At 42.6% G+C, this 19,325-nt stretch carries 18 protein-coding genes; 11 read left to right on the plus strand and 7 right to left on the minus strand.

Annotation, left to right across the window (positions count from 1 at the left end; all coding sequences use genetic code 11):
- Positions 1-60: 60 nt before the first annotated feature.
- A complete protein-coding gene (locus MKY20_RS07525; RefSeq protein ID WP_009331636.1) occupies positions 61-429 on the minus strand; it encodes a helix-turn-helix domain-containing protein in 369 nt (122 codons plus the stop codon).
- A gap of 277 nt (positions 430-706) precedes the next feature.
- Here MKY20_RS07525 and yugI point away from each other — a divergent pair, with 277 nt between their 5' ends.
- The 3 genes from yugI to MKY20_RS07540 all read left to right on the plus strand — a co-directional run bounded on the left by yugI (position 707) and on the right by MKY20_RS07540 (position 3,274).
- On the plus strand, positions 707-1,105 hold the full coding sequence (gene yugI / locus MKY20_RS07530; protein WP_009331635.1) for a S1 domain-containing post-transcriptional regulator GSP13: 399 nt from the start codon (positions 707-709) through the stop codon (positions 1,103-1,105).
- Between the two features lie 239 nt (positions 1,106-1,344).
- A complete protein-coding gene (gene nhaC / locus MKY20_RS07535) occupies positions 1,345-2,769 on the plus strand; it encodes a Na+/H+ antiporter NhaC (RefSeq protein ID WP_009331634.1) in 1,425 nt (474 codons plus the stop codon).
- Between the two features lie 139 nt (positions 2,770-2,908).
- Entirely contained in the window at positions 2,909-3,274 is a 366-nt protein-coding gene (locus MKY20_RS07540; protein ID WP_251175032.1) for a group I truncated hemoglobin, read from the plus strand.
- A 160-nt stretch (positions 3,275-3,434) separates the two neighbouring features.
- Here the strand turns inward: MKY20_RS07540 and MKY20_RS07545 are convergent, their stop codons facing one another.
- Complete coding sequence (locus tag MKY20_RS07545; protein WP_009331632.1) at positions 3,435-4,859, minus strand: sigma-54 interaction domain-containing protein; 1,425 nt, start codon at positions 4,857-4,859, stop codon at positions 3,435-3,437.
- 218 nt (positions 4,860-5,077) lie between these two features.
- Here MKY20_RS07545 and pruA point away from each other — a divergent pair, with 218 nt between their 5' ends.
- The 3 genes from pruA (at position 5,078) to MKY20_RS07560 (ending at position 9,341) form a co-directional block, all read left to right on the plus strand.
- Positions 5,078-6,625 (plus strand): L-glutamate gamma-semialdehyde dehydrogenase, encoded by a 1,548-nt coding sequence (gene pruA / locus MKY20_RS07550; protein ID WP_251266885.1) that lies wholly within the window; start codon positions 5,078-5,080, stop codon positions 6,623-6,625.
- 121 nt (positions 6,626-6,746) lie between these two features.
- Complete coding sequence (locus MKY20_RS07555; RefSeq protein ID WP_009331629.1) at positions 6,747-7,946, plus strand: ornithine--oxo-acid transaminase; 1,200 nt, start codon at positions 6,747-6,749, stop codon at positions 7,944-7,946.
- 150 nt (positions 7,947-8,096) lie between these two features.
- Positions 8,097-9,341, plus strand: coding sequence for a Glu/Leu/Phe/Val family dehydrogenase (locus MKY20_RS07560; protein WP_341003300.1), 1,245 nt, complete (start codon positions 8,097-8,099; stop codon positions 9,339-9,341).
- Positions 9,342-9,406: 65 nt separating this feature from the next.
- Here the strand turns inward: MKY20_RS07560 and MKY20_RS07565 are convergent, their stop codons facing one another.
- Complete coding sequence (locus MKY20_RS07565; protein WP_009331627.1) at positions 9,407-9,640, minus strand: DUF378 domain-containing protein; 234 nt, start codon at positions 9,638-9,640, stop codon at positions 9,407-9,409.
- Positions 9,641-9,837: 197 nt separating this feature from the next.
- Between MKY20_RS07565 and MKY20_RS07570 the strand changes: the two genes are divergently transcribed.
- The 3 genes from MKY20_RS07570 (at position 9,838) to MKY20_RS28655 (ending at position 12,902) form a co-directional block, all read left to right on the plus strand.
- On the plus strand, positions 9,838-11,001 hold the full coding sequence (locus tag MKY20_RS07570; RefSeq protein ID WP_009331626.1) for an iron-containing alcohol dehydrogenase: 1,164 nt from the start codon (positions 9,838-9,840) through the stop codon (positions 10,999-11,001).
- Between the two features lie 214 nt (positions 11,002-11,215).
- Positions 11,216-12,565, plus strand: a complete 1,350-nt coding sequence (locus MKY20_RS07575; protein ID WP_341000856.1) for a glucose-6-phosphate isomerase — start codon at positions 11,216-11,218, stop codon at positions 12,563-12,565.
- Between the two features lie 193 nt (positions 12,566-12,758).
- On the plus strand, positions 12,759-12,902 hold the full coding sequence (locus MKY20_RS28655; RefSeq protein ID WP_217028203.1) for a hypothetical protein: 144 nt from the start codon (positions 12,759-12,761) through the stop codon (positions 12,900-12,902).
- A gap of 148 nt (positions 12,903-13,050) precedes the next feature.
- On the opposite strand, the gene MKY20_RS28660 is transcribed toward MKY20_RS28655, so the two are convergent.
- On the minus strand, positions 13,051-13,551 hold the full coding sequence (locus tag MKY20_RS28660; protein ID WP_353057275.1) for a nuclease-related domain-containing protein: 501 nt from the start codon (positions 13,549-13,551) through the stop codon (positions 13,051-13,053).
- A 288-nt stretch (positions 13,552-13,839) separates the two neighbouring features.
- On the opposite strand from MKY20_RS28660, the gene MKY20_RS07585 reads away from it, so the two are divergent.
- Positions 13,840-14,247 carry a YugN-like family protein gene (locus tag MKY20_RS07585; RefSeq protein ID WP_009331624.1) on the plus strand — a complete coding sequence of 136 codons (408 nt, stop codon included), beginning with the start codon at positions 13,840-13,842 and terminating at the stop codon, positions 14,245-14,247.
- Here the strand turns inward: MKY20_RS07585 and MKY20_RS07590 are convergent.
- From MKY20_RS07590 to MKY20_RS07600, 3 genes are all read right to left on the minus strand, one after another.
- Positions 14,244-15,236, minus strand: a complete 993-nt coding sequence (locus tag MKY20_RS07590) for a potassium channel family protein (protein ID WP_071155088.1) — start codon at positions 15,234-15,236, stop codon at positions 14,244-14,246. The genes MKY20_RS07585 and MKY20_RS07590 overlap by 4 nt on opposite strands.
- A gap of 95 nt (positions 15,237-15,331) precedes the next feature.
- Entirely contained in the window at positions 15,332-15,481 is a 150-nt protein-coding gene (locus MKY20_RS07595) for a hypothetical protein (RefSeq protein ID WP_009331622.1), read from the minus strand.
- Between the two features lie 254 nt (positions 15,482-15,735).
- Complete coding sequence (locus tag MKY20_RS07600) at positions 15,736-17,094, minus strand: DUF4910 domain-containing protein (protein WP_341000857.1); 1,359 nt, start codon at positions 17,092-17,094, stop codon at positions 15,736-15,738.
- A 329-nt stretch (positions 17,095-17,423) separates the two neighbouring features.
- Here MKY20_RS07600 and MKY20_RS07605 point away from each other — a divergent pair, with 329 nt between their 5' ends.
- A complete protein-coding gene (locus tag MKY20_RS07605) occupies positions 17,424-19,241 on the plus strand; it encodes a Xaa-Pro dipeptidyl-peptidase (RefSeq protein WP_217028209.1) in 1,818 nt (605 codons plus the stop codon).
- Positions 19,242-19,325 lie beyond the last annotated feature (84 nt).

Raw genomic sequence — 19,325 nt, forward strand, 5'->3', positions numbered from 1 at the left:
GAATACTAGAAAGCCTTACACTACAAGGCTAACCAGTATTCTCTTTTTATATACTCTCTTTTATAAAACTTTTTGATCATATTTGATCTCAAATAGCATTTGCATGACACGGAGGAAATCTTCCTCGCTGAATTCCTTTGCTTTGCGCAAGATGAGCTTAGCTTTTTTGGTGCCAATTTCACGCACAAGCTGTTCAATTTCATAATCGATTCCTGACTGGCCCTTCTGAAGTTCCTGTTCAAGCAGCTCAGAAGCTGGAATATCGAGGGCGGTTGAGATTTTTAAAACAGTCTGGGTATCAGGAATCTGGTCTCCATTTTCATATTTTGCAATCGTCCCCGTTCCAACTCTCACTTTCAAAGCTAGCTGCTGCTGGGTTATATTTGCGCGTTCTCGGCAGGCTTTAATGTTATGGCCGATTTTTGACATACCCATCACTCCCACTGTCAATTTCTTCTATCTATATTTTATCATGAGAAACGTGAGATCCTTTCTTTACTTCATGAACATTTCGTTAACAAACCAAAAAGATGTCTACATATTGTTTGCGGATTGTTTTATTATAATGAATGGCTGTCAGAATTGTTTATGGGATAAAATGTAAGTGAGTGTCATCAAAATCATTTTTGATATTTTTAAGAAGTTATGATATAATTTCTTATTGCGTATAAAGAGATAAAATTTGAATTTAAATAGGAGTGTTTTCATGTCTGAGAAAATCGAAGTAGGCAGTGTTATTACAGGAAAGGTAACAGGTATTCAGCCATATGGTGCGTTCGTGGCATTAGATGAGAATACACAGGGGTTAGTGCACATTTCCGAAGTGACTCATGGTTTCGTTAAAGATATCAATGAGCATCTTAAAGTGGGCGATGAAGTAAAGGTGAAAGTGCTGTCTGTTGACGAAGAAGCAGGTAAAATTGGTTTATCAATCCGTGCAACAGAAGAAGCTCCCCAAGCAGAAGCGAAAGCTAGAAAGCCTCGCAAGCGCCAGGCAGCTCCAATCAAAATGGAAGACGAATCTGCACAGGGATTCAACACACTTAAGGATAAGCTTCAAGAGTGGATTGACCAGTCCCAGCGCGAAGATCTTATTAAGAAGTAATAAAATGGATAAACCGGGTTTCCTGCCCGGTTTTTTATTTTCATTGGGATGCAAAAAATATTTGCTTTCTCGTGCAAAATGAGCGAGCGCTCGACAAATTCTTTTGCATGCTTAGATACATAAAAAAGATGAAATTTATATTTTTTAAGATAAATAGTCTGAAAAATGTTGGAATTTAATATCTTGGCATTAATCTTGCAATAGTTAAACCAACTGCAACTTTAAAAGGAGGAACATACATGCAAGAAACAGGAAAGAAAATTCCCTTCTGGTTTTCAGTGCTGCCGCTGCTGGTGATGATTGCTGCCATGATTATTACAATTGTTAAGTTTGAGGGAAGCCCTCATGTGCCTTTAATTACCGGAACAATTGTATCCGCTTTCATCGCCTGGCGTTTTGGCTATAAGTGGAACGATATTGAGGAAGGCTTCTATAAAGGCATTAAGTTAGCGCTCCCGGCTATTCTGATTATTATAATGGTCGGTTTGACAATTGGCTCCTGGATTGGCGGGGGAATTGTAGCGACCATGGTCTTTTACGGATTAAAACTGATGACCCCATCCATGTTTTTAGTCTCAATTTGTATTATCTGTGCCATTGTCACTCTGGCAATCGGAAGCTCATGGTCTACAATGGGAACAATTGGCGTCGCCGGTATGGGCATTGGAATCAGTATGGGCATCCCGGCTCCAATGGTGGCGGGAGCTATCATCTCAGGCGCCTATTTCGGAGATAAAATGTCACCGCTGTCCGACACGACTAATTTGGCTGCGGGAATCACAGGCACGGATCTTTTTGCGCATATAAAGCATATGTTTTACACAACCCTTCCGGCGCTGGCCATTGCCATTATTGCTTATTGGTTTTTGGGAAGGCAATTTGGCGGGGATGATTTGAATAATGATAAAATAACTGGTGTCATGAATGTTTTATCAGAGAACTTTGTCATCTCTCCTTGGCTTTTACTGGTACCTGTAATTGTTATAGGGTTAGTGGCAAAAAAGGTGCCTGCACTGCCTTCGCTTGCGGTGGGGGTTTTCCTTGGCTGGCTTTGCCATATTTTAGTCCAGGGCGGTGCTGTGGGGGATGCGGTCAATACTCTTCAGGGCGGATTTTCGATTGAATCAGGCAACACAATGGTGGACGAGCTTTTCAATAGAGGCGGCATTGACGATATGATGTACACCGTGTCCCTAACGATTGTGGCGATGGCTTTCGGGGGAGTTATGGAGCAGACCGGCATGTTAAAAGCCATAGTTGAACAGATACTGAAATTGGCCCGTTCAGCAAGAAGTTTAGTAGCAACTACCGTACTATCTGCGTTCTTTACAAATGTGGCGGCTGCAGAGCAGTATATTTCCATTCTGCTGCCGGGAAGAATGTACACACAGGCATTTAAGGATAAAAATCTGCAATCCAAAAATCTTTCACGGGCACTTGAAGATGGGGGTACGGTCACTTCTGTTTTTGTTCCATGGAATACTTGTGCAGTGTTTATCATGTCAACATTGGCTGTTCATCCCTTTGAATATGCACCTTACGCGATTTTAAATTTCACTGTGCCGATCCTGGCTATTATCTTTGCCATGCTTGGCTACAAAATAACTTTCATGAGTGATCAGGAACGAAAAGAAATGGAAGAAAAAGATCAAATAGCATCATAGGGCTCCGATCATTCGGAGTCTTTTGTTTTTTGAAAAAGCGATGATAGGGTAAAGTAAACGGGAGCAATTCCTGTCGTGATTTATGAATAGGGACTTTGAGTTAGTCAAAGAATACATTTTGTTAAAAGGAGAGATAGTTATGGCAGAACAGACACTTTATGAAAAAGCAGGCGGCGGAGAAGCCATTGAAAAGGTAGTTGATTATTTTTACGAGGAACTGGTATTAAAGGATCCGACCGTCAATCAGTTTTTTGAGCATACGGATATGATTAAGCAAAAACGTCATCAATCCAAGTTCATAAGCTATGCATTAGGCGGCCCTAATCAATATTCAGGCAATTCCATGGCAAAAGCGCATGAGGGTATGAACCTGCAGCCCGAACACTTTAACGCGATTGCCAGGCATCTGCATGGTGCGCTTGCCCATTTTGGGGTGAATGAGAGGGATATCGATGAAGCTTTGACTCGCGTTGCAGCTCTTAGGGACGATATTCTATACAAATAAGCTCCCCAAGGGGAGCTTTTCGTTTTTGTTACGCGGAAATTAGGATACACCAGCGGAAAATATCTTTTATCCGCCAAAGAATATAATCACGATAATCAAGTTTTATCGCGTAAAATTCATTATATCTGCGAACAAATTATTCTTCTAACCTCAAGCGGCTTCAATCAGCTGTTTCTTTCCTTACTCCGTATTTTCTTAGCCGGTATTGCAGGTTTTGCCGGCTCATGCCAAGAGATTTTGCGGACTGGGTTATATTATTGCCATGGTGTTTAAGGACCTTCTTTAGATAGTAGGTCTCAGCTTCCTGTATATATTGTTCAAGTGGTTTAATAGGCTTGTTTTTCTGTATAAGCAAATCCTCCAAATGACCGGTTTCGTTCGGCTCCTCCTTGAATTGAGGCTTATTCCGGAAGTGAAGAGGCAAATGCACATAGCTGATCGCTTCTTCCTGGTCAATCAGATTCATGGCCCCTTCGATAATATGCTCCAGTTCCCGTACATTGCCCGGCCAATCGTATTGCTCGAATTTGCTCATTACTTCTTCATCGATTTCCGCTACATTCATCCCAAAGAGCTGATTGTATTTTTCTATGAAAAATTGTGCAAGATCCCTGATATCCTTTCTTCTCTCGCGCAGAGGCGGAACAAAGAGGGAAACAACACTTAGCCTGTAATATAAATCTTTTCTCATACGGTCTTCTGAGATAGCATCAATCGGGTCTTCGTTAATGGTTGCTATAATTCTTACATCTACTGTCCGGTCTTTCGTATCACCGACCCTTCTGACCGTTTTTTCCTGCAAAACTCTCAAAAGCTTTGCCTGCAGGGATGGATTAAGTGAATTGATTTCATCGAGCAGCAAAGTCCCGCCATTTGCCTGTTCAAACAATCCTGGCCTTTCAATGGAGCCTGTAAATGCCCCTTTCTTTGTACCAAATAAAAGACCCTCTATCAGACTGTCCGGAAGAGCAGCGCAATTTTGGGAGATAAATGGTTTTGAAGAGCGGCTGCTGCCATTATGGATGCTTTGGGCAAAAAGCTCTTTCCCTGTGCCGGTCTCCCCGATAATCAGGACAGAAGAACTTGTCCGGGTTGCTCTTTTGCTCGCTTCAATCACTTCTTGGATCTCGTCGCTGCTGCCAATAATACTATCGAAAGTATAGCGGGTGTCTCCGCGTTTATTCATATTTTCTCTGATCAGCTTTTCAAGCTTGGTGACATCACGTGCGATTTCCATAGCACCAATCTGTTCACCATCTTCCATAATTGGGAAAGTATTATTGATCGTGGTGATTTCCTGTCCCTTATTGTTAAAATAGGTTTGTTTGGCATTTTTAATTTTGCTGCCATTTTTGAGCGCCTGAAGCAAGGTGCTGTCTTCGTCCTGATTGAAAGAAAATACATCCAGCAGATTTTTATCCAGTACATCTTCATAATCCATACCCTCTATTTGGGCCATTTTTTTATTGTAGAATGTTGTTCTTCCTTCCTCATTCACTACATGGACACCAACATCAATTTCATCTAATATCCGTTGAAATAACTTGCTTTTCAATTGGAGCTGTTCAAATTCCCTGTGATTCATTGTGATCTCCTTCACTCGGCAGTTTATTCAATAGTATATACTAATTCGAATATATGCAATGAAAATTTGCACCAATAACTATTAGTGATTTAAAAAGGGCAAAAATATTTTGCTTTCAGTTTATGAAAATACTCATTTATCAGCTTTTTATATTTGGCACAGTTCTTGCATAATAAAATAGTGGATAAAAAACGAATTTATTAAAGGGGGATGGCATCATGGTACAGCCTTACAAACATGAACCTTTCACAAATTTTAAAACAGAAGAAAACCGTGAAGCATACTTACTGGGATTAAAAACAGTCGAAAGCTATTTAGGACAGGACTATGACTTATTAATAGGCGGAGAAAGAATCTCTACTGATGAAAAAATCGTATCCATCAATCCTTCTAATAAAGAAGAAGTAGTTGGCCGTGTTTCAAAGGCAAACCGCGAGCTTGCGGAAAAAGCAATGCAGGCTGCTGTTGAAGCATTCAAAACATGGAGAAAAGTGAAGCCGGAAACACGCGCAGATGTTTTATTCAAAGCTGCTGCGATTATCCGCCGCCGCAAGCATGAGTTTTCTGCCCTTTTAACAAAGGAAGCAGGGAAGCCTTGGAACGAGGCAGATGCTGATACTGCGGAAGCCATTGACTTCCTTGAGTACTATGCACGCCAAATCTTAAAAATCAAAGACGGTGTTCCAGTCAACAGCCGTCCGAACGAATATAACCGTTATGACTACATTCCATTGGGAGTGGGGATCATCATCTCTCCTTGGAACTTCCCGCTTGCAATCATGGCCGGCACTACTGTTGCCGCGATCGTGGCAGGAAATACAGTCCTATTAAAACCAGCTTCTACAACACCGGTTGTGGCTGCGAAATTTGTTGAAGTGATGGAAGAGGCAGGCCTTCCGAAGGGCGTGCTGAACTTTGTACCGGGCAGCGGTGCAGAAGTGGGCGACTATTTGGTTGACCATAAAGACACTCGCTTCATCTCCTTCACGGGTTCACGCGACGTTGGTCTTCGCATCAACGAACGTGCTTCCAAGCTAAACGAAGGCCAAATCTGGCTAAAGCGTGTTATCGCTGAAATGGGCGGTAAGGACACAATCGTTGTGGACAAAGAAGCAGACCTTGAATTGGCAGCTACTTCAATCGTTGCCTCTGCTTTCGGATTCTCCGGCCAGAAGTGCTCTGCATGTTCACGTGCGGTTGTAGTAGAAGATGTATACGATCAGGTTCTTAACCGTGTGGTGGAACTGACGAACGAATTAACGCAGGGCAATCCTGAAGACCAGAGCAATTACATGGGTCCAGTGATTGACCAGGGCGCATTTGACAAGATCATGAGCTACATCGAAATCGGCAAAGAGGAAGGCAAGCTGATGACTGGCGGAGAAGGAGACAGCTCGAAAGGCTTCTTCATCAAGCCGACAGTATTCGCAGACCTTGCCCCGGATGCACGCTTAATGCAGGAAGAGATCTTTGGACCTGTCGTTGGCTTCACAAAGGCAAAAGATTTCGATCATGCGCTTGAAATCGCCAACAACACCGAGTACGGCTTAACAGGTGCTGTGATCACACAGAACCGTGAGCACATCCAAAAAGCGCGCGAAGACTTCCATGTTGGAAACTTATACTTCAACCGCGGCTGTACAGGCGCGATTGTTGGATACCAGCCATTCGGCGGATTCAACCTGTCAGGAACTGACTCCAAGGCGGGCGGCCCTGACTACATTCTTCTGCACATGCAGGCGAAGACTACTTCTGAAATGTACTAAGACTTGTAAAGCATGCACAGGATTTTTCATATCCTGTGCATGCTAAAACCCTAAATAGTTTAAAGAAGAATAGCTTAACGTTACAATATAAAGGACTATTCTGAAAAAGGAGGAATTTTAATTGACTGAAGCGACAAAATCACATTCACTAATCGAACAAACTGAAAAATACGGTGCAAACAACTATCACCCGCTTCCAATCGTTATTTCGAAAGCGGAAGGTGTCTGGGTGGAAGATCCTGAAGGCAATAAATACATGGATATGCTAAGTGCTTATTCAGCAGTAAACCAGGGGCACCGCCATCCAAAAATCATCCAGGCGCTGAAGGATCAGGCTGACCGCGTAACGCTAACTTCCCGTGCTTTCCATAACGATCAGCTGGGGCCTTGGTATGAAATGATCTGTGAACTGACAAATAAAGAAATGGCCCTTCCGATGAACACTGGTGCGGAAGCGGTTGAAACGGCAATCAAAGCTGCACGCCGCTGGGCTTATGATGTAAAAGGCGTGGCAGATAACCAGGCAGAGATCATTGCTTGTATAGGTAACTTCCATGGCCGTACAATGACAGCGGTTTCGCTTTCTTCTGAAGAAGAATATAAGCGGGGCTTCGGACCTATGCTTCCAGGCATTAAGCTGATTCCTTACGGAGATCTTGACGCTCTTAAAGAAGCAATCACTGAGAATACGGCGGCTTTCTTAATTGAGCCAATCCAAGGTGAAGCTGGAATTGTGATTCCTCCGGAAGGCTTCCTGAAAAAAGCATATGAAACTTGTAAGGAAAACAATGTATTATTCATTGCAGATGAAATTCAGGCTGGCCTTGCGCGTTCCGGAAAAATGTTTGCATGCGAATGGGAAGATGTAGATCCTGACATGTTCATTTTAGGGAAAGCGCTTGGTGGAGGAGTATTCCCGATTTCATGCGTAGTTGCGAATAAAGATGTTCTTGGGGTATTTAATCCTGGATCACATGGTTCAACATTTGGAGGAAACCCAATGGCTTGTGCCGTATCTGTTGCTTCCATGAACGTATTGGTTGAAGAAAAGCTGGCAGACCGTTCCCTTAAACTGGGCGACTATTTCATGAGCAAATTAAAAGAAATTAATAATCCGGTTATTAAAGAAGTGCGCGGCCGCGGCTTATTTATCGGTGTTGAGCTGAATGAGCCAGCTCGCAAATATTGTGAAGAGCTTAAAGAACAAGGATTGCTTTGCAAAGAAACGCATGACACGGTTATTCGTTTTGCCCCTCCTTTAGTCATTTCTGAAGAAGAGCTTGATTGGGCAATTGAAAGAATCAATAAAGTATTAAGCTAATACAATTATACGGACAGTTGGCCCTTGTGTCTGAATTTGTGATGCAGGGCCGCCGGTTATGGAGTATTGCTGTAATTTTCCTAAATATTAAAATCAAGAGGTGCCATGATGGGAGCTGCAGGAGTAGCTGGTAAAGAAACTGAACAAAAAATGGAAGAGTCTTTAAATTTATTTACTTCAACTCAAGTTGTGATCAAAGAAGCTTTGAACAAGCTCGGCTATGCAGATGAGATGTATGAGCTGCTGAAAGAGCCGCTGAGGATGCTCACGGTAAGAATCCCGATAAGGATGGATGACGGGTCGACAAAAATTTTCACCGGCTACAGATCACAGCATAATGATGCGGTAGGACCGACAAAGGGCGGTGTCCGTTTTCATCCTGAAGTAAATGAGAATGAAGTAAAAGCTTTATCCATGTGGATGAGTTTAAAGTGCGGAATTGTGGATCTTCCTTATGGAGGGGGGAAAGGCGGCATCATTTGTGATCCCCGTTCCATGTCAATGGGAGAGCTGGAACGCTTAAGCCGAGGATATGTAAGGGCAATCAGCCAGATCGTTGGCCCTACAAAAGATATACCTGCTCCGGATGTTTATACGAATTCACAGATCATGGCCTGGATGATGGATGAATACAGCCGACTCCGTGAGTATGATTCTCCCGGATTTATCACAGGCAAGCCGCTTGTTCTCGGCGGGTCGCAAGGAAGGGAAAAGGCAACTGCACAGGGTGTAGTGATCTGCATTGAGGAAGCTGCGAAAAAGCGCGGCATTTCCATTGAAGGAGCACGTGTGGCTGTTCAGGGGTTTGGAAATGCAGGAAGCTTCCTGGCAAAATTCATGCATGATGCAGGCGCTAAAGTGGTCGCCATTTCAGATGCTTATGGTGCTCTATATGATCCAAATGGCCTGGATATTGATTACCTTCTTGATAGGCGCGATAGCTTTGGAACGGTAACGACCCTTTTCGATAACACTTTGACAAACGAAGAATTGCTTGAACTGGATTGCGATATCCTGGTTCCTGCGGCTGTGTCCAATCAGATTACCGCTGCAAACGCCCATAATATTAAAGCTTCCATCATAGTAGAGGCAGCAAATGGCCCAACCACTCTTGAAGCGACAAAAATTCTTTCAGACCGGGGAATCCTGCTTGTTCCTGATGTGTTAGCCAGTTCAGGCGGTGTGACGGTATCCTATTTCGAATGGGTACAGAACAATCAGGGGTACTATTGGACTGAAGAGGAAGTTACAGAAAAGCTGAAAAAAGTGCTTGTTCAAGCTTTCGATAATGTTTATCAGACTTCACAGCAAAGAAAAGTAAATATGCGTCTTGCTGCCTACATGGTCGGCGCGAGAAAAATGTCTGAAGCATCCCGCTTCAGAGGCTGGGTGTAATTCGGTAATCGATATATAAAACAAAAAAATCCTTGCACACAATGTGCAAGGATTTTTTGCATGCATTAACGGGTTGGCCTTGCTTCAGGTTCTCTTTCCAGCTCTTCATTTGGTTTGAAGAGAAGCCCCAGATTGATTAAGCCCGCAATGCCCACAAGACCGTATATTATTCTTGAAAGGGCTGAATCCTGACCGCCAAAGATAGCTGCCACAAGATCAAATTGGAAGAATCCGATTAAACCCCAGTTAATAGCGCCAATAATTGTTAGAACCAGTGCAATACGCTGTATGCCACTCATGATGTTTCCTCCTTGTAGTATAGGTTCACTATTATGTTGCTGCACGGAAATAAAAAATATTCATCGTAATAATCGTTAAGAGCCATAATGAAAAAGATGATCTGAGAACCGGCATATATAATGTCCGCCTTTCGAATCGTACTTTTTGCATTAGCTGAAAATTTGAAAGATAATGATGTGGAAAAGGAGATGGTGATATGCAAAATTTTACCTTTTATAATCCGACTAAATTAATTTTTGGGAAAGATCAGCTCTCCCAATTGCAGACTGAAATCCCGCAGTATGGCAAGAAGGTTCTTATTGTGTATGGCGGGGGAAGCATTAAGCGCAATGGTTTATATGATAAAGTGAAGGAACAGCTTCATGAAATTGGGGCTGAAGTATTTGAACTATCAGGGGTTGAGCCTAATCCAAGAATTTCCACTGTCCGCAAAGGCGTTGAAATCTGCAAAACTGAAGGCATTGATTTCCTGCTGGCAGTTGGAGGCGGGAGTGTAATTGACTGCACAAAAGCTATCGCAGCTGGTGCCAAATATGATGGCGATGCCTGGGATTTAGTCATCAAGAAAGCATTTGCTGCAAAAGCTCTGCCGTTTGGAACCGTTCTTACACTAGCGGCAACCGGTTCTGAAATGAATGCAGGATCTGTAATTACAAACTGGGAAACAAACGAAAAATATGGCTGGGGCAGTCCTGTGACTTTCCCTAAATTTTCAATTCTTGACCCTGTTAATACGTTCACGGTGCCAAGGAATCAGACGGTATATGGAATTGTGGACATGATGTCCCATGTACTGGAGCATTACTTCCATCTTGAAGAAAATACCGATTTTCAGGATCGCATGTGTGAATCCCTGCTGATTACCATTATGGAAGCAGCTCCTAAGCTCCTTGAAGACCTTGAAAGCTACGAGCATCGTGCTTCCATCTTATATTCCGGCACAATGGCATTGAACGGTATTCTGAATATGGGCTACCGGGGAGACTGGGCTACACATAACATCGAGCATGCTGTATCGGCCGTTTATGATATTCCTCATGGCGGGGGTCTGGCCATTCTGTTCCCGAACTGGATGAAGCATAATCTGAACGTGAAGCCTGAGCGATTCAAGCAGCTGGCTATCCGTGTATTTAACGTGGATCCGGCAGGAAAAACAGATGAGGAGACTGCGCTTGAAGGCATTGAAAAGCTTCGTGAATTCTGGAACAGCATTGGTGCACCTTCACGCCTGGCTGATTATGATATTGATGACAGCAAGATCGAATTGATGGCAGACAAAGCGACTGTCAACGGAGAATTCGGCAATTTCGCGAAATTAAATCATGATGACGTGGTTTCAATCTACCGCGCTTCTTTATAAATATCAGGCTGGACTCTGCCAAAGCAGAGTCCTTTTACAATTTTCGCCGAAAAATGACAATCACCTTTTGCGCGTAAAAAATATGTCAAAATTGGACACGCTTACATTAGAGGATGATTCTTGATTAACTTTAAGGCTTTCGTTAAAGTGGTATAAGGATGACAGCCAGAATTACTGAAGGCTGTTTAAATTTGAGAAAAATTGGAGGACATTCATGACACACGTTCGTTTTGATTACGCAAAAGCACTTCCTTTTTTTGGCGAACATGAAATTACATATCTGCAGGATGCCGTGAAGGTAGCCCATCACTCCCTTCATGAACAAACTGGAGCTGGCAGTGACTTTTTAGGCTGGATCGATTTGCCTGCAAACTACGATAAAGAAGAGTTTTCCCGCATTCAAAAAGCTGCTGAGAAAATTAAAAGCGATTCCGATGTTCTTATCGTCATTGGAATTGGAGGTTCCTATCTTGGAGCGCGTGCGGCTATTGAAATGCTTCAGCACAGTTTCTATAATGCACTTCCAAAAGAAAAGCGCGGCACTCCGCAGGTATTATTTGCCGGCAACAATATTAGTTCCGCTTATATGAACGATTTAATGGACCTTCTTGACGGCAAAGATTGGTCCATCAATGTTATCTCAAAATCAGGCACAACAACTGAGCCTGCATTGGCTTTCCGTATTTTCCGCAAAATGCTGGAAGAGAAATATGGTGTGGAAGAAGCGCGTAAACGAATCTATGCTACAACCGATAAAGTAAGAGGCGCTCTAAAGACTCTTGCGACAGAAGAAGGCTATGAGTCATTTATTATTCCGGATGACGTAGGAGGCCGCTATTCAGTCCTTACAGCAGTTGGTCTTTTGCCGATTGCTGTCAGCGGTGCAAACATTGAAGATATGATGAGCGGTGCTGCACAGGCACGCGAAGACTTCAGCAAATCTGAGCTTCAGGAGAATGCAGCATACCAGTACGCAGCGGTCCGCAATGTTCTTTATAACAAAGGCAAAACGATTGAAATGCTGATCAACTACGAACCAGGACTTCAATATTTTGCAGAGTGGTGGAAGCAGCTGTTTGGTGAAAGTGAAGGAAAAGATCAGAAAGGAATTTTCCCTTCTTCAGCAAATTTCTCCACTGACCTTCATTCATTAGGCCAGTATGTGCAGGAAGGCCGCCGGGACCTTTTCGAAACGGTTATCAAGGTGGAAGAATCACGCCATGAGCTTACCATTGAAGAAGCAGAGAATGATCTTGATGGCCTGAACTATCTTGCGGGTGAGACTGTCGACTTTGTAAATAACAAAGCCTTTGAGGGGACAATGCTTGCACACACAGACGGCGGAGTGCCAAACCTGATCGTATCCATACCAAAAATGGATGCCTACACATTTGGCTACCTGGTTTACTTCTTTGAAAAAGCCTGTGCAATGAGCGGCTACCTGCTGGGAGTGAATCCGTTCGACCAGCCTGGAGTAGAAGCATATAAAGTGAACATGTTCGCTCTGTTAGGAAAACCAGGATTTGAAGAGAAAAAAGCTGAACTTGAAAAGAGATTAAAGTAATAGTGAAAAGCGTCTGCCTGCGGGTGGGCGTTTTTTTATTGAAGAAAGTAAATTCTGCCTTTTTTTAGTGCCTGAACTGGGCATTACAGACAGAAGTCGAGATGCGGTATCTTCAGAAGCTAAATGAAGGAAGGCTCTGGCTTGCTTGTATAGCAGGACTAATCAGAAGAAGATAATCTTGGATAGCGGGCAGATGAGCTTTCTTATTCTTACACCCGCACTGGGGGCACAGCCAATCTCCATGGATCCGCCGCATGGGGAAAATAAGACAGCTTGGACATTGAACACCACTAATAATTTCTTGAGAAGAGATATTGTAATGGTCCAAGACATTTAAAAATCCAGGTACATGGTTTATAACCAGTGCTCTCGGAATCTTTTTAATCTGTCGAGATGTAATAACTTCTATAGGATAACTTTGTTTGAAGAACTTAATTTTTTCAATAAGGTGTTCGATGTGAATAACGCGAAATGGAACATGTGTGCTATCTGCAGAAGTTTTCAGGATAGTAGAGGGGCTGCTTATGCCAATTAGATATTCTATTGGTATATCGGCAGCTAAGTTTTGGATTAACCAGGTTTTTAATTGTGTTTTCTGGGCGCTTGGCTTGTATAAGAGGATTAGGGAAGCCTTCTTCTTTTTCATTCCGAGTTCTTATGAACTGATTAAAGGTCTCATCGAAAAGGAGGGTTCCAAGGATATTTTTCACTTCAATAATTAAAGCGAAGTATGGGGAAAGAATGAGGGTGTCGATTTGAAAATAAGTGCTTCCATTAAAAAGCCTTAAATCATGCAGGATAGTAAATTCCTTATCAGGCAGGTGACTTAAATAATAATCCAGCGACTGTTCCCCTCGATAACTGACTCTTCTTTTAGCTAAATCACCTTCTATAGTTGATCTCTGTGGATGAGCAGCTGGGATTCGCCTGATTAGGGCCTCGTTCTGTCGGATTCTGATAGGTATTAAACGATTTTTTATTATCAAATAGGTTTCACTCCTTTCTAAGTAATGATAATTCCGCTTTTAAGAATGGAATTCCTTCTTTCCAAAAACGAAAATAGCACTTAACCGCAAAAACCTTAATAATTTCCGCGAGATTTTACATATATCCGCGAAAAACACAGAGTTATCCGCGATTTTCTGCAGATAATCGCGAAAACTAAATTATATTCGCGAAACCTCAAATTCTTAAACATAATCTTCGGAAATCGCATTCATGATATCCCTTACATTGGAGAAACTAAGCAAAAAGCGTAAAAGGGGATGGATTCAGTGATTGAGATACCTTCAAAAGCGGAAGGAAAGCATTTTGATTTATATAAGCTGGAGCAGGCTTTGAAGCCGATTGGCTATTCGATTGGCGGGAACTGGGATTATGATCACGGATCTTTTGATTACAAAATTGATGATGAGGTGGGGTACCAGTTTTTAAGGGTCCCATTTAAGGCAATTGATGGGCAGCTTGATGATCCAAGCTGTACGGTGGAAATAGGCAGGCCGTTTCTGCTTTCCCATAAGTATCAGCGCGGCCTGGATGACCACGCCTATACAGGGAATTTCAGCGCCTCCTTTGATCAATTCTCGGAGCCTGTGGATAAGGATGCCAGTTTTCCGGAAGAATTCATTGATCTCGGCAAAGCGCTTGTCGAAGAGCTGGAGTCTAAATTATTAAGAGATTAACCGAGTATAACAATCAGCTGATCCTGCTGAAGAATTCTAAAAGGCTGGGGAGGATTAACCAGAGTTTCTTCCCCTCTTTTAACACCCAAAAGCAGAATGCCTTCTTTCATAAGCTCAGCACTAAGTTCAGCAAAAGTCTTATTTTCCACTTCTTCTGATGCAGGCTGAAAAGTTAATTTGCGTTTATCAAGCTGTCCCAGCAAATCAAGGAATGAAGTAACAAGCTCCTGGGAAGAGACGCTGTTAATCATGACGAAGCTAGTAAGAACATTCGTTTGAACAATTTCATCGGCTCCCGCTCTTTTGGCGTTGGCTGCCTGTTCTGAAGTTAATATTTCAACAATACATTGTACATCCCGGTTTAATCCTTTGATTGCCAATAAGGTTAATATTGAATTCATGTCAGCATGCAGTTCATCTTTGTTCTGATCAGCTGTTATAATTACTTTTTGGGCATCAAAGATATTTGCCTTCACAAGTACATCATCTCTGTTAGCGCGACCCTGAATAAAATGTACATTATTGTGGGGAACAGGGTTAGACTTTAGTGTTTCATCTATTAAGGCAATGGAATGGTTCATCCCATCGCCTCCAAGAGTATTGACGATCTCCCTTGAGCGCTCGTTCCAGCCGATCACAACAATATGGTTTTGACCCCGATATTCGATCTTTCCTTCCAGGAAGTCATTCTGTCTGGTAACTGCTGCTGTTGCAAGTGAAATAAAATAGGTAGACAGAAAGCCCGCTCCTGTAAAAATAAGCGCAATACCCACTATTCGCCCTGCAGTACTTTTGGGATAAAAATCTCCAAAACCGACAGTTGAAGCGGTTACAACCGCCCACCAGATTCCATCAAAAAATGTCGGAAAGGAGGAGGGTTCAATAATATGTATTAATCCGCCAAATAGAAAGATCACCATCAGGGCAATCAGCAGAATTCTGATTACTAAGGGCAAACGTATGAAACTGTAATAGATGTGCTGAGGCATATTACCCCTCCTAAATTTCAAAAAGGTTTCAGCAGCTGACTGCTAAAAAATGCCAGCTGCATAGAATATAAAAAAAAGCCATGCCAGCATATACTTTAATTAAGTATATCGTCTATTGCACGGCTCAGCAGTTGAATGTCCTTTGATATTTCATTTTTCACGTCGTCAATCTCGCACCTTTCATATTCATCCATGAGAAGGGAGAGTTCTCTTTGTAGTATGACAGCCTCGTGTTCAAAATCCATGATGACTCCCTCCTTTAGGGATATATAGGACTATCGGGCAGATAGTAAATGCCTTAGTATTGTTACATTTATGTTACCCGATTTCTTTTCCATTTAAACGGTAAATCCCTTAATAATTTGAACATGAAATTTAGAACGAATATAATTTACCCTCATATTTTGCTCGTAAACGCATCGTTTATACTAAATAGCCGGAAAGTAAAAAAACGAAAAAAAATACCCCGGGGAAAATCCGGGGATTCTTTAAGTCAATTCTATTTTCGAATTAAGCTGTAAACCGAAGCGCCTATTAGATCACCGGCTTCTTTCATCCGCTCGGCACTAATGTGCTCGATGGAATCAAGTGGTGTGTGGTAATACGGTTCAAGATTGGCAGTGGCAGGTTCTCGTCTGATAAAGTTGACTGCCGGGATTCCTGCATCATGAAAAGAAACATGGTCTGAAGCTCCGCGCTGATAAAGAACCAGCTCAGATGGGGTGCCAATCCGCCCGGCTGTGGCAATGGCGGCTTCTGTTGCGATATTTGCCTGGCCATCAAGGGTATTCATGTAAATCGCAGTGGCATTTTCCCATGCTGTGCCTACCATATCCATATTGAAATTTGCGATGCTTCGCTCTATTTCATTGCCGCTCAGCTGGCTCACATAATATTGAGAACCAAGAAGACCAATCTCTTCTGCACCTACAAAAGCAAAACGCAATTCTTTGTCAGCGGGATAGCTTTTCAGGACTCTGGCCAGCTCTAAGGCAACAGCGGTTCCGGATGCGTTATCGCTAGCCCCAGGAGCAAATGGTACACTATCAAAATGTGCAGAAATGTGGACAATGTCAGTTTCCCCGCCTTTATTAGGCTTAGGGTGCTTGGTGGCAATAATATTTTGCGATCTTATGTTTTTAAAGCTCTTGACAGTCAGTGTTACCGTTTTGTTATGTGCAGCAACATCTTGAAGTAGTGCTTCTCCGCTTGCCTTTGTTATGCTTCCCACCGGAATGTCATATGGGCCTCCAATTGAAGGATTCATGGGTGCTGGCTGATCCACATTGTTATAAATTAGAACTCCCGCAGCACCGGCATTCACTGCGTTTGTAACTTTTTCCGCAAAACTAATCTCTCCGCGTGAAATAAGTGCTATTTTTCCTTTGGCTTCCTCTGTAAAATCAGCTGCCCTGCCTAATCCAGCATCATATAATTCAGAAGTAATTCCTTCTTCGGGCGTTGATCCTGATCCGGAAGGAATGGTTATAAGAACCTCCTTCAGATCACTGGTGTGTAAATCTCCAGCCATTTTATCCGGTATGCTGAACTCTTGTGTTTCTACTGTGTAGCCATAGGACTCCAGGCGTTTGCGTATAAAATCAGCTGCCTGCTTTTCTGCTTCTGTTCCTGCAACCCGCGGCCCTATGGTTTCAGATAAATAGCTGACATCCTCCATCATGCGGGATGCATCGACCCTTGCAATTACCTTCTGATCAAATGCACTGGAGCCAGGATCCAAAGCTTTACTTTGTGCTGCTTCAGCACTCTGCACAAATTGAACAGGCACTGCATACAAACTTGAAGCTGTCAGAACGGCTGCAAGCATAATTGAAGAAGCTTTCCTTCCAACTTTCATCTTTTATTCCTCCTCGACTAGTAATCCAGCTATATGTATTCGCTTACATATCTCCGCTTCCTTTAATAAAGAGTTAAAACGATTCTATTTGACTAGCAGATATTTCAGATGTGTGAGAAAAGTAAGATTCTGCCTTTTCGAATTGTAAAAAATGGTAGATTTAAAGTACTAAATCTGGACAGCAGACATGTAAAATCATGACCTTTGAAGGAGACTGATAGTTTATGATCATATGCAACTAGAAAAATACAGGTCTTTCGACTATCGAAACTTACGTACTTTTGATTTATTCTGAAAATTATAACATTATTTTAAATAGGGGGATTTTTATGAAAAAAGCTGCATTAAAAGTGGTCATGGCCTCAGTTATCGTTTTCCCGCTAATTGCAGGAGGGATTTTGCCTGCAGCAGGTAAAGACAATCAAAGCAGCATGGCCTTGGCTGAATCTCGGATTAAAGTCGAAAATGGCATGACACAGCCCATTTTTTCTCTGGATGATGCCATTGTCGAAAGAGTATTTGTTGAAACAGCAACTGACAGTGATGGAGATGGAAAGCTGGATCGAATACGTGCTGATATTATCAGGCCAAAGGAAACAGAGGAAGGTTTAAAGGTTCCTGTTATTTATGAAATGAGTCCTTACCGTTCTGGAATTAAAGGTGTCCCGGTTTATGACGTGGATACAGAACTGAACTCTGTACCCAAGAAAGGGAAAAGCAAAGGTGAAAAAGGTAACCCTCAGGCAAATCTCCCAGGTTATTATGATGACTATTTTGTACCAAGAGGCTACGCGGTTGTTCTTGCAGAAAGTGTAGGGACAGGCTTGTCGGATGGATGTCCTACAACCGGCGATGAGCATGAGATCCTTGGAACTCGTGCTGTAATCGATTGGCTGAATGGCAGAACGAAAGCTTTTAATGCAGAGGGACAGGAAATACAAGCTGATTGGTCAACAGGGAATGTGGGGATGACAGGAGTATCTTATAATGGAACACTCCCTAATGCTGTGGCAGCAACAGGAGTTGAAGGCCTGAAAACGATTGTGCCAATAGCGGCCATAAGCAGCTGGTATGACTATTATCGTTCGAATGGTGCTGTGATAGCACCAGGCGGATACCAGGGGGAAGATGCGGATAACATGGCAGAAGCCATTTTAACCAGGCAAAACCCTGAAGCTTGCAGCAATGTCATAAAAGGATTAACGGAAGGCCAGGACAGGGAAACCGGGGATTACAACGAATTCTGGAGTAAAAGGGATTATACAAAGGATGCTGATCAGGTTAAAGCAAGTGTCTTTATTGTCCATGGGTTAAATGACTGGAATGTTAAAACAAAGCATTTTTCAGATTGGTGGCAAGCGCTTGGCGATAATAATGTTCCCAGAAAAATGTGGCTTCATCAAGGCGGCCATTCCAGCCCATACAGCTTCAGACGCGATGTATGGCTACCAACTTTAAATAAATGGTTTGATTACTGGCTCTATGATATTAAAAATAATGTCATGGATGAACCAATGGTTGACATCCAGAGGGAGGATAAAACATGGCATACTGAGGCAAACTGGCCGGCTAAGGGAACCTCTGACGCAAAATTGCATTTTAAACCGGCTTCCGATGGAGGGGGCAGCTTAGAACTGCATCCTGTACCGAACAAGAATAAGGAGAATCAGCATTTTGTGGATGATGCCACAATCAAGGCTGAAGAATTGGCCCTGAATCCTGATTCTTCATTACCTCATAGGCTCGTCTATTTGACGCCTCCATTAGAAAACGACATTCGGATGAGCGGAACCCCGGAAATTCAAATTCGTGCAAGCATTGACCGGAAAACGGCCAACTTAACTGCCCTCCTTGTTAAATATGGGGAAGGAAAGCCGGAAATTGTTACTAGAGGGTGGATGGATCCGCAAAACCTTCACAGTGAAAATAGATCTTCAGGACTGACGCCGGACCGTGAATACACTTTTACATGGGATATGCAGCCGGATGATTATGTATTTAAAAAAGGTGATCGTATGGGAGTAGTAGTTCTATCAAGTGATTATAACTATACAATCAGACCTGGGGCAGGCACGAAAATAACCATCGACCCGGAGAGAAGCCATATAATGCTTCCTGTGCAAGGTGGAGTTAAAGCATTTAAGTAGAAAAATAGAAGGGATCATTTCTGGGTCCCTCTTTTCTTTTTAGGAAAATAGTTGCATTGCCACAATTGAATACATTGAATTAAA

This window comes from Cytobacillus sp. FSL W8-0315 (genome assembly GCF_038002905.1).
Classification (GTDB): domain Bacteria; phylum Bacillota; class Bacilli; order Bacillales; family Cytobacillaceae; genus Cytobacillus; species Cytobacillus pseudoceanisediminis.

Bases quoted from the DNA above. Each gene is read 5' to 3' on its own strand.
- MKY20_RS07560 (WP_341003300.1), top strand. From the start codon at position 8,097: ATGGAAGAGTCTTTAAATTTATTTACTTCAACTCAAGTTGTGATCAAA.
- MKY20_RS07595 (WP_009331622.1), bottom strand. From the start codon at position 15,481: ATGGATTTTGAACACGAGGCTGTCATACTACAAAGAGAACTCTCCCTT.
- MKY20_RS07600 (WP_341000857.1), bottom strand. From the start codon at position 17,094: ATGAAAGTTGGAAGGAAAGCTTCTTCAATTATGCTTGCAGCCGTTCTG.
- MKY20_RS07575 (WP_341000856.1), top strand. From the start codon at position 11,216: ATGACACACGTTCGTTTTGATTACGCAAAAGCACTTCCTTTTTTTGGC.
- MKY20_RS07545 (WP_009331632.1), bottom strand. From the start codon at position 4,859: ATGAATCACAGGGAATTTGAACAGCTCCAATTGAAAAGCAAGTTATTT.
- pruA (WP_251266885.1), top strand. From the start codon at position 5,078: ATGGTACAGCCTTACAAACATGAACCTTTCACAAATTTTAAAACAGAA.
- MKY20_RS07540 (WP_251175032.1), top strand. From the start codon at position 2,909: ATGGCAGAACAGACACTTTATGAAAAAGCAGGCGGCGGAGAAGCCATT.
- MKY20_RS28655 (WP_217028203.1), top strand. From the start codon at position 12,759: ATGAGCTTTCTTATTCTTACACCCGCACTGGGGGCACAGCCAATCTCC.
- yugI (WP_009331635.1), top strand. From the start codon at position 707: ATGTCTGAGAAAATCGAAGTAGGCAGTGTTATTACAGGAAAGGTAACA.
- MKY20_RS07605 (WP_217028209.1), top strand. From the start codon at position 17,424: ATGAAAAAAGCTGCATTAAAAGTGGTCATGGCCTCAGTTATCGTTTTC.
- nhaC (WP_009331634.1), top strand. From the start codon at position 1,345: ATGCAAGAAACAGGAAAGAAAATTCCCTTCTGGTTTTCAGTGCTGCCG.
- MKY20_RS07525 (WP_009331636.1), bottom strand. From the start codon at position 429: ATGTCAAAAATCGGCCATAACATTAAAGCCTGCCGAGAACGCGCAAAT.
- MKY20_RS07570 (WP_009331626.1), top strand. From the start codon at position 9,838: ATGCAAAATTTTACCTTTTATAATCCGACTAAATTAATTTTTGGGAAA.
- MKY20_RS07565 (WP_009331627.1), bottom strand. From the start codon at position 9,640: ATGAGTGGCATACAGCGTATTGCACTGGTTCTAACAATTATTGGCGCT.
- MKY20_RS07590 (WP_071155088.1), bottom strand. From the start codon at position 15,236: ATGCCTCAGCACATCTATTACAGTTTCATACGTTTGCCCTTAGTAATC.